This is a genomic window from Variovorax sp. 10N412 (genome assembly GCF_056394985.1).
Map to the genome: position 1 here is coordinate 25,621 of NZ_JBFTIO010000028.1, position 11,378 is coordinate 36,998.

The 11,378-nt window shown below is 69.4% G+C and carries 10 protein-coding genes; 2 read left to right on the forward strand and 8 right to left on the reverse strand.

Annotated features, from left to right (window positions below):
- Positions 1–11: 11 nt before the first annotated feature.
- The 5 genes from AC1DJH_RS32205 to AC1DJH_RS32225 form a co-directional block, all read right to left on the reverse strand.
- Positions 12–1,475: a c-type cytochrome gene (locus AC1DJH_RS32205; protein ID WP_478188492.1), complete on the reverse strand. Its 1,464-nt coding sequence runs from the start codon at positions 1,473–1,475 to the stop codon at positions 12–14.
- Between the two features lie 4 nt (positions 1,476–1,479).
- The gene (locus tag AC1DJH_RS32210; RefSeq protein ID WP_478188493.1) at positions 1,480–3,132 is read right to left on the reverse strand and encodes a GMC family oxidoreductase; all 1,653 of its coding nucleotides are present in this window, start codon (positions 3,130–3,132) and stop codon (positions 1,480–1,482) included.
- A 63-nt stretch (positions 3,133–3,195) separates the two neighbouring features.
- Entirely contained in the window at positions 3,196–3,843 is a 648-nt protein-coding gene (locus AC1DJH_RS32215; protein WP_478188494.1) for a sugar dehydrogenase complex small subunit, read from the reverse strand.
- Between the two features lie 217 nt (positions 3,844–4,060).
- A complete protein-coding gene (locus tag AC1DJH_RS32220; protein WP_478188495.1) occupies positions 4,061–4,768 on the reverse strand; it encodes a response regulator in 708 nt (235 codons plus the stop codon).
- Complete coding sequence (locus tag AC1DJH_RS32225) at positions 4,765–6,345, reverse strand: ATP-binding protein (RefSeq protein ID WP_478188496.1); 1,581 nt, start codon at positions 6,343–6,345, stop codon at positions 4,765–4,767. The genes AC1DJH_RS32220 and AC1DJH_RS32225 overlap by 4 nt, the downstream gene beginning before the upstream one ends.
- A gap of 168 nt (positions 6,346–6,513) precedes the next feature.
- On the opposite strand from AC1DJH_RS32225, the gene AC1DJH_RS32230 reads away from it, so the two are divergent.
- Complete coding sequence (locus tag AC1DJH_RS32230; RefSeq protein ID WP_478188497.1) at positions 6,514–6,666, forward strand: hypothetical protein; 153 nt, start codon at positions 6,514–6,516, stop codon at positions 6,664–6,666.
- Positions 6,667–6,814: 148 nt separating this feature from the next.
- Here the strand turns inward: AC1DJH_RS32230 and AC1DJH_RS32235 are convergent, their stop codons facing one another.
- From AC1DJH_RS32235 to AC1DJH_RS32245, 3 genes are all read right to left on the reverse strand, one after another.
- Positions 6,815–7,495: a winged helix-turn-helix domain-containing protein gene (locus AC1DJH_RS32235; protein ID WP_478188498.1), complete on the reverse strand. Its 681-nt coding sequence runs from the start codon at positions 7,493–7,495 to the stop codon at positions 6,815–6,817.
- A 16-nt stretch (positions 7,496–7,511) separates the two neighbouring features.
- Positions 7,512–9,914, reverse strand: coding sequence for an outer membrane protein assembly factor BamA (bamA, locus tag AC1DJH_RS32240; protein WP_478188499.1), 2,403 nt, complete (start codon positions 9,912–9,914; stop codon positions 7,512–7,514).
- 149 nt (positions 9,915–10,063) lie between these two features.
- Complete coding sequence (locus tag AC1DJH_RS32245; protein WP_478188500.1) at positions 10,064–10,648, reverse strand: nuclease-related domain-containing protein; 585 nt, start codon at positions 10,646–10,648, stop codon at positions 10,064–10,066.
- 200 nt (positions 10,649–10,848) lie between these two features.
- On the opposite strand from AC1DJH_RS32245, the gene AC1DJH_RS32250 reads away from it, so the two are divergent.
- On the forward strand, positions 10,849–11,378 hold a 530-nt coding region (locus tag AC1DJH_RS32250), incomplete at its 3' end, for a porin (RefSeq protein WP_478188501.1).

Below are 11,378 nucleotides of genomic sequence, written 5' to 3' on the forward strand. Positions count from 1 at the left end.
CACCGTGCGGGTCAGGCCGCCCGTGGCGCGCGCCGCCGCCGCACCCACCACAGGCGCACCAGCCACGCCAGCAGGAGCAGCCCGACGCCCATCGCCGGCAGGATGTACGGCTGCACCTGCGCCAGCAGCGGCCGCGGCCCGCCCGCGCGCGACAAGGCCACGTCCGCTTCGCTCACCCGCACCGCGCCGTTGCCGTAGCGTCCCAGCACGTAGTTGGAGATGTCGGCAATCTGCGCGTCAGTCAGCGGGTCGACGTACGAGAGCGCGTCGAAGCGCGGCATCAGCACGTGCGTGTCGCCCACCTGCCGGTCCACGCCGTAGAGGATGGCCGCCACCAGGTTCGCCGGAGTCGAGAGCCCCGTGGCCGTGTTGTGGAACAGGCTCGGGTAGGCCTGGTTGCGGCTGCCCGCGCCGTTCGACTGGTGGCAGCTGGCGCAGTAGCCGTTGTAGAGCTGCTCGCCGCTGGTGAGCCGCGCCACGCTGTTGAACGGCCGGCTGCCGCGCAGCGTGGCCTCGGTGCTCGACGCCGCACCCCACGCATGCGCGGGTTTGCTGCTGTCGCTGTCCTTGCCCTTGTCCGCCGCGTCGCGGATCGGCGGCGTGCCCTTCAGGTACACCGCCATCGCGCGCAGGTCGGCTTCGGGCAGGTGCTGCAGGCTGTTCTGAACGGCCTCCGCCATGCCGCCCGCGGCCTGTGCCTTGCCCTCGACGCGGCCGGTGCGCAGGTACTGCACCAGTTCCTGTTCGCTCCAGGCGCCGATGCCGCTCACCGGGTCGGACGTGATGTTGGGCGCGTACCAGGGCCCGACCGCGCCGCCCGCGAGGGCCTGGCCGCCGCGCTCGGCCATCAGCGCGTTGCGCGGCGTGTGGCAGGCGCTGCAGTGGCCCAGCGCGCCGGCCAAGTAGGCGCCGCGGTTCCATTCGGCGCTTTTCGTGGTGTCGGGCACGAAGCGCTGGTTGTCCAGGAACAGCAGGTTCCAGATCGCCATCGACCAGCGCTGGCTGAAGGGGAAGGGCAGCGTCGTCTTTTCCGCATCGGCGTCGACCGGCGCCACGCCGTGCATGAAGTACGCGTACAGCGCGCCGGTGTCCTCGTCGCTCAGCTGCGTGTACGAGGTGTACGGCATCGCCGGGTACAGGTGGCTGCCGTCGCGCCGCACGCCTTGCCGCAGCGCGCGTGCGAATTCGGCCTCGGTGTAGTCGCCGATGCCGGCCGCTTTCGAAGGCGTGATGTTGGTCGCGTAGATGGTGCCCAGCGGCGACTCGATGGCGTAGCCGCCCGCGAAGGGCTTGCCGCCGCCCGGCAGGCCGAGCGAAGCGGGCGCGGTGTGGCAGGCCATGCAGTCGGCCGCGACGGCGAGCTGGCGGCCCTTCTCGATGAGCGCGGCCGGCGGTGGCTCCTGTGCCATGGCGCCCTGGCCGACGACAGCGCCGAATACGAGCAGCGTCGCCGCCCATGCACGCAAGGTCGTCATGCCCTCAGCCCTTCGCCAGTGCGCGGCCGATCGCGTCGGCCGACTTCAGGCCCAGCGCCGCCATCGTCAGCGTGCTATTGACCACGCTGGCCGAGGGAATCGGCCCGCCGCCGGGCAGCCACAGGTTGTCGTGGTCGTGCGCGCGGCAGTCGCCGTCGACCACCGAATCCTTTCGGTCGGCGCCCATGATGGTGCCGCCCATGATGTGGTTGTTGGCGTTCAGCGCGGTCGTGATGTTGAACTCCGTCGCGCCGAACAGGCTGCCGATGTGCTCCAGCTGCTTGTGCGCCGCCGCCGCGCCCTTGCGCACGTAGTCGCCCACGTCGTAGTGGATCTCGGGGCAGGCCAGGCCCAGCGGGTCCTTGCGGGTGGCGCTCAGCGTGAGCCGGTTGTTCGGGTCGGGCAGCGGCTCCAGGCTGATCGACAGGTCGACGCCGAAGGCCGCGCGGCGGCGAATCTCTTCGTCCAGCGCCTTGCCCACCAGCCCGAGCTTGAGCGCCTGCTGCGTCGCCGGCCCCACCCGCGTGATGTTGTTCAGGATCATCTTGTTCGACGAATACTCGCTGCGGAAGGCGCCGTCGCGCGGCCCCACCAGGCAGCTGCTCTGCGCCGGCCCGCGGCCGATCCACAGCGGCTCGTTGGCCAGGAAGGTGCAGTGAAAGCCCGAGTGGTCCATCATGTTGCGCCCCACCTGGTCGGAGCTGTTGGCGATGCCCTTCGGGTTGCGGTCGTTCGCCGCCAGCAGCAGCAGGCGCGGCGTTTCCAGGCTGTTGCAGGCAATCACGAACTGGCGCCCGGTGGCCTTGTGCGACTTGCGTTCCTTGTCGTACCAGTGCACGGCCGTGATGCGGTTGTTCGCGTCCGTGTCGATGCGGTAGGCCACGGCCTCGGGCAGCAGCGTGGTGCCCTTGGCCTCCGCGGTCTGCACATGGTGGATGCCGTTGTACATGGCGCCGATCGGGCAGATCGGCTGGCAGTTGTTGTTGCCGCAGCAGGTCGGCCGGCCGTTCCATGGCCGCGTGCTGCGGCCTTGCGGAATCGGCACCGAGCGGTAGCCGTGCGCGTTCACCACCTCGGCGAAGCGCTTGTCGCCGTAGCTCCACGGCACCATGTCCATCGGGTAGGGCTTGCTGCGCTCCGAGGGCGACTGCTGCGCCGGGTCGTTCGGCCCGGCCACGCCCATCTGCTCCTCGGCGCGGCAGTAGAAGGGCTCCAGCTCGTCGTAGCCGATGGGCCAGTCGCGGCCCACGCCGTAGGTCGACTTCATGCGCAGGTCCACCGGCAGGTGGCGCCAGCTCGACGCGGCCCAGTGCCAGGTGGTGCCTCCCACCACGCGCAGGTAGCCCTGCTGGAAGCCCTTGCCGTCGGGCCCCGTAAGGCCGACGTAGTCGTTGGGCGGAAAGTACAGCGGCGCGGGCGCCAGCGGCGACTGCGAAAACAGGCCCTGGAAGTCGGAGCCCACGCGGTTGGCGAAGGGCATGTTGCGCCAGTTCTCCACCGCCTGCGCGCGCTGGATGCGCGGGCCGGCCTCGAGCATGAGCACCGCGTGGCCCTGGCCCGCGAGCTGGTCGGCGATCATCGCGCCGACCACGCCGGAGCCGACCACGACCACGTCGGCGGTCGCGTTGCCATCTGAATCGAATGCTGCTTTCTTCATCGGGAATGTGTGTGTTGTGTGTGCCGTTGAAGCGAAGGGGGTGCGGGGTGAATGGGGGCGCGCCTACTGGCTGCGCATCACCGGGGGCGGCGTGGGCGAAGGCCGTGCCGCTTCCTGCGGTGTCGGCACGCCGACGTCGGGCGGCGCCGCGGTCCACCACATCGGGCCTTCGTTGCAGTACGTGGGCACCGTGAGCGCGTCGGCCACGGGCCGGTACATGAGCGCCTGCTCGTAGGCGACCACGGTGGTCTTCTGGCCGGCGACCACGGTGCCCGTGTACCAGGCCGTGACCACGGCCAGCGCCGCTTCGCGCAGGCCGGCGCTGGTGGCCGCGCCCAGCAGCGCGTCGGGCGCGATGCCGGGCTGCACCAGGCCCGCGAGCGAGGCGGCCTGCTGCGCGAAGGCGGCGTCGCCCTGCAGCATCGCCTCGCGGATGCGGGCCGCGGTGGTGGGGTCGATGTCGTCGTGGCCGGTGATGGCCTTGGAAAACGCGAGGAAGCGCGCCATGGCTTCGCCGTCGACGGTGCCCGTGGTGGTTGCGGCCGCAGCCGCTGGTGCCGCTTGCGCACCGCCCGTGCCCGGCCAGCCGAACAGCGCGGCCTGCGCAGCCACCGCCGCAGCGGCGAACACGGCGTCGCGCCGGGTGAGCCCGCCCGGCGCGCCTGATGGGCTCGAAGCGTCTTCCTTCATGGAACGGTCATCGTGTGACATGGGTTTCCTCCTGTGCGCTTCCTGCTTGCAACCCGGCAGTGTGAGGCTGAGTGCGTACCCGAGCACGAGGGTGCGGGATTGGCGGATGCTGTCCTACGCGGGACTACGCAAGCCCGTGCCGCCGCGCCATGTGTGACGCGGACGACCGCCGGCAACCGTCGTGCAACGCATCGTCCACCGCACACAAAAGAAGCCAGAACGCGGCACCGCGCCGCGTTCAGTGCCCGGCTTCGGCCGGCGCCTCCCACGCGAAGCCCACGCCGTACACCGAGCGGATCCAGTCGTGTGCCGGCGTCACCGCGCCCAGCTTGCGGCGCAGGTTCTTCACGTGGCTGTCGATGGCGCGTTCGGTCACGTCCACCGTGTCGTCATAGGCCAGCTCCAGCAGGCGGGCGCGCGAGAAGATGCGCCCCGGGTGCCGCGACAGCACCTGCAGCAGCCCGAACTCGCGCCGCGTGAGGTTCAGCGGCGCGCCTTCGAGCGAGGCGCGCCAGTGCACGTCGTCCAGCAACAGCCCCGGCCCCTCGTCCGCCGAGGCCGAACCCTGTGCGCCGGACGCGGGGCCGGCGGTGCGCCGCAGCACCGCGCGCACCCGCGCCACCAGCTCGCGCGGCGAGAAGGGCTTGCACACGTAGTCGTCCGCGCCCAGCTCCAGGCCGAGCAGGCGGTCGACCTCCTCGATGCGCGCGGTGAGCATGATGATCGGGTGCGTCGTGTGCTCGCGCGCGCGGCGCAACACCTCGATGCCGTCCAGCCGCGGCAGCATGATGTCCAGCAGCGTGAGGTCGGGCGGCGCGGCCACGATGCCCTCGAGAGCGCTTTGCCCGTCGGTGAAATGCGTGGTCTCGTAGCCCGCGTGTCGCAGGTAGTCCTGCACCACCGAAGCGATGTCGGTCTCGTCTTCGACGATGGCAATTCGGGTCATGACGGTGCGGCCAATGGAAGGGTGACGGTCACGCGCAGCCCGCCCAGCGGCGAGGCCGACGCGTCGATGGTGCCGCCGTGCGCCTCGACGGTGGCGCGGCAGATCGACAGGCCCAGCCCGGAGCCGCCGTGCTCGCGGCTGCGCGAGGTCTCGCCGCGGAACAGGCGGTCGAACAGGCGCGGCAGCTCGCTCTCGGGCACGCCGGGCGAGCTGTCGTCGAACAGCAGCGTGAGGCAGTTGCCGGTCCATGCGCCTTCCACGGTGACGTCGATGCGCAGCGCGCCGCCTTCGTCGGTGTAGGCCAGTGTGTTCTCCAGCAGGTTCATGAACACCTGGTGCAGCCGGTGCGCGTCGCCGTCCACGGTGGGCTGCGAGAAGCTGTCGATGCGGTCGATGGCGCTGCGGTCCACGGCGATGGCGCGCTTGGCGAAGCGGTCGCGCGTGTGGTCGAGCGCCTCCTTCAGCAGCGACAGCGGGTACACCGTGGCAGTGAGCAGGCCGCCCTGCGGCTCGCGCATGCTGCTGCGCAGGTCGTCCACGAGCTGGCCGAGGCGGATCACCTGGCGGTGCAGGCGCAGCGCGGTGCGTTCGTCGAAGGTGCGCACGCCGTCCTGCAGCGCCTCGATCTCGGCGCGCATGGCGGCCAGCGGCGTGCGCAGCTCGTGCGCCGCGTCGGCGAGCCAGGCGCGGCGCGAGGCCTCCACCGTGTCCAGGCGCTGCGCCATGTCGTTGAAGGTCTTGCCCAGCAGGGCCAGCTCGTCCGAGCCCTGCACGGTGACACGGGTGGACAGGCGCCCGCGGGCCACGTCCTGCGCGGCCTGCGTGAGCTCGTCGATGGGCTTGAACCAGCGCCGCGCCAGCAGCCACGACAGCACGAGCGCAAAGCCCAGGCCGCACAGGCCCGTGAGCACGATCACGCCCGACTGGCGCGCAATGAAGGCGCGGTCGGCCTCGCTCTCCAGCCCCTGCAGCGGCGCGAGCGCCAGGTAGCCGATGACCGACTTGTTGTGCCGGATCGGCATGCGCGCGGCGTTCGGCAGGTCGATGTCGGCGCCCACCACGCGCGCGCCGTTCGCGTCGAGCACGGCCAGGCGCTGGTAGATGGCGTCGTGCATGCCGCGCGGATCGGGAAACACCCAGGGCGGCGGCATGCCCGGCAGCCGCCGCGCCAGCAGGTCGAGCTGCGCGGACGGCGGCGGGCTCCCCTCGGATGCGCTGTCGGGGGGCGCGCCCTCGGGCGGCGCGCCGCGCATGGCGCGGTATTCGTACCAGGGCGGCAGGCGCCGCTCGTCGCCGTTGGCGGCCGCGCTGTCGAGCACATTGGCGAAACGGCCCATCTGCAGGCGCTGCCAGGCGTCGTCGTTGTCGCGCAGGTTCTTCCAGTCGCCGTGGGCCACGTAGTTCTTCAGCACCAGCTGCGACAGCCAGTCCATGCGCCGGATCTCGATCTCGGCCACATAGGAGCCCAGGCCGCGCTGCAGCGCAATGATCGACAACCCCGCGAAGCTGATGAGCAGCACGATCAGCAGCGCCGCCAGCGCCAGGAAGATCTTGCGGGAAAGGGTCAGTTGGGGCATGGGCACGGGGGAGGCATGGCCGCATTCTGCGACATGCCCGACGATCGGACTTGCGGATGTGTAGAGGGGAAGAAGGCCGATGATGTCGTTCGAATGTGGAGAAAATTGGGAGGCGGTTTTCCCATGTTTCTCCATCATTCCTCCCGAATGCGGCTGCAACATGGGGCCATGACACCGGACCTGAACTTTGCGCTGCTGGGTGCGATCACCGTGTTTTTCTGGCTGGTCGCGCAGGCGTGGGCGCTGTTCGTCCTGTGGGCCGAGGGGTGTGCCACCCGAGCGGCCGGCGCCGGATCCCACAACGAGCAGGACAACCCATGACACAGCCACAGGCTTCGCCCATCGGTCGCCGCAGCCGGGCGGCATGCCGCCGACCGTAGCGATGCCGCCCCGGGGTGGCGTGGGCATGGGCATGCCCGGCTTGCCGACGGGTGCCGCAGGTCCTGCGCGCGGCCGCCCCGGTCGCCGATCAGCCCGCCGGCCGATCCGCAAAGCAGAAGCCCACGCCATAGACCGAGCGGATCCAGTCGTGCGCGGGTGCGGCGTCCGCCAGCTTCCTGCGCAGGTTCTTGATGTGTCCGTCCACCGCGCGCTCGTTCACCTCGAGTGCCTCGGCAAACGCCGCTTCCAGCAGCTTCGAGCGCGTGAACACCCGCCCCGGATCGTTCGACAGCGTGCGCAGCAGCAGCCACTCGCGGCGCGTGAGCGCGAGCGGGCGGCCCTCCAGCCGGGCATCGCCCCGCCGGCTCGGTCCGCCGGCGAAGTTCACCGCAGCCGAGGGCCGGCCGGCGTCCTGGCGCTGCGCATGCCGGCGCAGCACGGTGTTCACGCGCGCCACCACTTCCCTGGCGGAGAAGGGCTTGCACACGCAGTCGTCGGCGCCCGCATCCAGTGCCAGCAGCCGGTCGGACGCCTGCGCCCGGGCCGTCAGAACGATGACCGGGTGGTTGCCGTGCGAGCGCACCTCCTGCAGCACCGCGATGCCGTCCTCGGTGCCCAGCAGCGTGAGCGCCGGCGGCGCCTTCAGGATGCGCGCCAGCGCCACCGCCGCGTCGTCGGTCTGCTCGACCTCGTGGCCCGCGCCGTGCAGGTGCGCGAGCAGTTGCGAGGCGCTGTCGCGCCCGTCTTCCACCAGCAGGATGCGACCCATGGCTTGCGTGCTCCCGTCAGAAAGACGTGCCGATCTGGAACTGGAGGCGCTGCGTGCGGTCGGCCGCGATGTTGTTGGCCGTGTCTGCCTTCTGGTAGCGCAGCGGCACCGCGTACGCCAGCCGCAGCGGCCCGAGCGGCGAGATCCAGCTGATGCCGATGCCGGCCGACGCGCGAAGGCGGTTCTGCGCCTTCCACTGCGCATCCGTCATGCTGGCGGTGCGGTCGGCGAACACATTGCCGGCATCGAAGAAGGAGTACAGCCGCAGCGTCTTGTCGTTGCCCGCGCCGGGGAAGGGCGTGCTGAACTCCATGTTGAAGATCGCCTTGCGCGTGCCGCCCAGCGCCCCGTCCGTGACCGCGTCGGTCGGCCCCAGCGAGTTCTGCTCGAAGCCGCGGATCGAGCCCAGCCCGCCGGCATAGAAGTTCTTGAAGATCGGGAACGTGCTGTTGCCCAGTGCCCGCGCATAACCCAGCTGGCCGTTGACGGCGAGCGTGTACTGCTTGGACAGCGGAAAGTACTGCTGGTATTGGTAGTTGGACTTCATGTAGCGCAGCTCGCTGCCCACGCCCACTTCCAGGTTGGCGCTCTGCAGCCTGCCGCTCGTGGGCACCAGCGCGCTGTCGCGGTCGTCGCGGGACCACCCCAGCGTGGCCGGGATGCCCACGATGTTCGACTTGGCGCAGCTCACGTTCGGCACCGTGCCCGTGCACTTGAAGTAGTCCAGGTAGGCCTGCGGCGTGGCCGTGTACACGTACGAACCGTCGACCAGCGTGTAGCTGCCGTTGGTGCCCGGCGTGAACGAATAGCGCTCCACGCCGATGCCCAGGAACACCGTGTCCTGCTCGCCCACCGGAAAGCCGAAGCGCACCGAGCCACCGTCGCTGGCGAGCTTGTAGTTGCCGTCGGCCTCGTAGTAGGGCCGCGTGGTGGTGTGGAACACGTTCAGCGTGCGCGAGATGCCGTCCTTGGTGAAGTACGGGTCGGTGGCCGTGAGCGAGATGGTGCGGTTGTACGAGCTGGTGTTGACGTTCAGCCCCAGGTAGTTGCCGCTGCCGAACACGTTCTCCTGCGTGATGCCGAAGCTCAGCGACACCTTGTCGGTGGACGAATAGCCTGCGCCCAGCTGCAGCGAGCCGGTCGGCTTCTCGGCCACGTTCACCACCAGGTCGACCTGGTCCGGCGAGCCGGGCACGTCGACGGTGTCGACGTTCACTTCGGTGAAGAAGCCCAGCCGGTCGATGCGGTCGCGCGAGGCGCGGATCTTGTTGCCGTCGTACCAGGCGCCTTCGTACTGGCGAAACTCGCGGCGGATCACCTCGTCGCGTGTCTTGGCGTTGCCGCCGATGTTGATGCGCCGCACGTACGCGCGCCGCGAGGCCTCGGCGCTCAGCACCAGGGTGACGCGGTTGTTCGCGCGGTCGATCTCCGGCACGGCCTTCACGCGCGCGAAGGCATAGCCGAAGGTGCCGAAGTAGTCGGTGAAGGCCTTGGTGGTGGCCGCCACCTGATCGCCGTTGTAGGGCGCGCCGGGGCGAATGGTCACCAGCGTCTTGAACTCGTCGTCGCGGCCCATGTAGTCGCCCGCGAGCCGCACGCCGGCCACCACGAACTTCTCGCCCTCGGTGATGTTGACGGTGAGGGTGAGTGTCTGGCGGTCCGGCGAAATGGCCACCTGCGTCGAGTCGATGCGGAACTCCAGGTAGCCGCGCGTGATGTAGTAGGAGCGCAGCGTCTCCATGTCCCCGTTGAACTTGGTGCGCGAGTACTGGTTGGACTTGGTGTACCAGGCCAGCCAGCCGCCGCTGTCCTGGTCGAACAGGTCGAGCAGGGTGCTTTCGCTGAAGGCCTTGTTGCCCACCACATGCACTTCCCTGATGCGCGCGGGTTCGCCTTCGGTCACGGTGAACGTCAGGTTCACGCGGTTGTTCTCGAGCGGCGTGACGGTGGTGACCACCCGGGCGTCGTAGAGGCTGCGGCTGATGTACTGGCGCTTGAGCTCCTGCTCGGCGCGGTCGGCCAGCGCCTTGTCGTAGGCCTGCCCCTCGGCCAGGCCGATCTCGCGCAGCGCCTTCTGCAGCGCGGCCTTGTCGAACTCCTTGGTGCCCACGAAGTCGATGTCGGCGACGGTGGGCCGTTCTTCGACCACCACCACCAGCACGTTGCCGTTCACGTCGATGCGAACGTCCTTGAAGAGGCCGAGCTTGAAGAGTTCGCGAATGGCGTTGGTGCCGCGCTCGTTGTCGTAGGTGTCGCCGGCCTTCAGGCCCAGGGTGGCGAACACGGTGCCGGGCTCCACGCGCTGAAGGCCTTCGACGCGGATGTCGCGCACGGTGAACGGATCGGTGGCCCATGCGGGAAGGGCAGCCAGCGAGGCAAGCAGCACGGCGGCCGCTGCGAGGGACTTCGGTAAGTGCATCGCCGCATGGTCTTCGCCAATGTCGGAGAAATTTGGGACTACCCCAGCGCAGTCGGGGCTGTACCGCGTCTTTACCTGGCGTGCCGCGCCGCGTTGTCCGGCGATACCCCGCAACGTGCCCTGCGCGCGCGCCGCGAACACGCGGCAAGCTACTGCAAGACCGGGCCGCCGGCTTCTCCCTGCAGCGCCAGCAGCCGTTCCACCGTGCGATCGATGCCTTCGGCGTCCAGCAACCGATAGGTGCGAGCCGTTCGCCCGTTGTTGCGCACCAGGCGCGCGATGTAGGGAAGGTCCTGCTGCGTGACGACGGCCGCCGGCATCACGCCCTCGAGCTCGATGCCTTCACATGGCAGCAGCACGAAATACTGCAGCCGCAGGTCGTCGGGCAACAGGCTGCGCAATTGCGTGGTCTTGCGGCCGCCCTGCCATGCGGGGTCTTTCACCTCGCGCGCGTTCTTGCAACCGTTGAGCCGCAGGAACCAGCGCGGCGGCGACTGGTCCGACTTCTTGCGATAGACAAAGGCGTTGCGCCAGGCCTTGATCTCGAACAGGTACACGCCGGTCTCGCACACCACCACGGCATCGATGCGCGCGGTGCGTGCCGCATGCCCCTCGGGCATGGGAATCACGAGGTCGCGAAGAATGCGCAGGTGCGAAAAGGCGGGGCTGAATGCGTTGGCGAGCTGCTGCACGCCCAGTGTCGCGGCGGTGTTGCTTTGCAGGGCAATGGTCATGGATGACTCCTTCGGTCGCCGAGCATCGCGCGGCTTTTGGGAGACTTTTCGTACGCGGTGTTTCCGTGGGGCGCTGCTCGCGTGTGCACGCAAACAACATTCCGTGCAAAGCCAGGGCAATCACAAGATTCCTCCGAATTTGAACGAGACCATGCGTGTCTGCTGCTCGCTGAAGAGCCGCTGAAACCGGAGAAACCTGAATGAAGAAAACCCTCACGGCATTCGCTGCCCTGGCCGTCTGTGGCCTGGCCTCTGCCCAATCGTCCGTCACGCTGTTCGGTGTCGTCGACGCCGGCGTGACCTACCAGTCGGCCAGCGCGCGCGACGCGCTCACGGGCGCCTCGGTCAAGCAAAGCAAGACCAGCCTGGCCAACTCCGGCTACAACTCCAGCCGCATCGGCTTCCGCGGCACCGAAGACCTGGGCGGCGGGCTGGCTGCGAGCTTCTGGCTCGAAGCGCCCATCACCAACGACGACGGCGCCACTGGCATCTCCACCTTCGCGCGGCGCTCCACCGTGAGCCTGTCGGGTGGCTTCGGCGAGCTGCGCCTGGGCCGCGACTACACGCCCACGTTCTGGAACGACACCGTGTTCGACCCGTTCGGCACCAACGGCTCGGGCACCAACGTGATCAGCACCGTCAGCGGCAACAGCACCATCAACAACGCCAACTATGCGCGCGCAAGCAACTCGGTGGGCTACTTCCTGCCGCCGAACCTGGGCGGCTTCTA

Coding starts and splice junctions, on each gene's coding strand:
- AC1DJH_RS32225 (WP_478188496.1), bottom strand. CDS start 6,345: ATGCCCCAACTGACCCTTTCCCGCAAGATCTTCCTGGCGCTGGCGGCG.
- AC1DJH_RS32235 (WP_478188498.1), bottom strand. CDS start 7,495: ATGGGTCGCATCCTGCTGGTGGAAGACGGGCGCGACAGCGCCTCGCAA.
- AC1DJH_RS32245 (WP_478188500.1), bottom strand. CDS start 10,648: ATGACCATTGCCCTGCAAAGCAACACCGCCGCGACACTGGGCGTGCAG.
- AC1DJH_RS32205 (WP_478188492.1), bottom strand. CDS start 1,475: ATGACGACCTTGCGTGCATGGGCGGCGACGCTGCTCGTATTCGGCGCT.
- AC1DJH_RS32220 (WP_478188495.1), bottom strand. CDS start 4,768: ATGACCCGAATTGCCATCGTCGAAGACGAGACCGACATCGCTTCGGTG.
- AC1DJH_RS32230 (WP_478188497.1), top strand. CDS start 6,514: ATGACACCGGACCTGAACTTTGCGCTGCTGGGTGCGATCACCGTGTTT.
- AC1DJH_RS32215 (WP_478188494.1), bottom strand. CDS start 3,843: ATGTCACACGATGACCGTTCCATGAAGGAAGACGCTTCGAGCCCATCA.
- AC1DJH_RS32210 (WP_478188493.1), bottom strand. CDS start 3,132: ATGAAGAAAGCAGCATTCGATTCAGATGGCAACGCGACCGCCGACGTG.
- bamA (WP_478188499.1), bottom strand. CDS start 9,914: ATGCACTTACCGAAGTCCCTCGCAGCGGCCGCCGTGCTGCTTGCCTCG.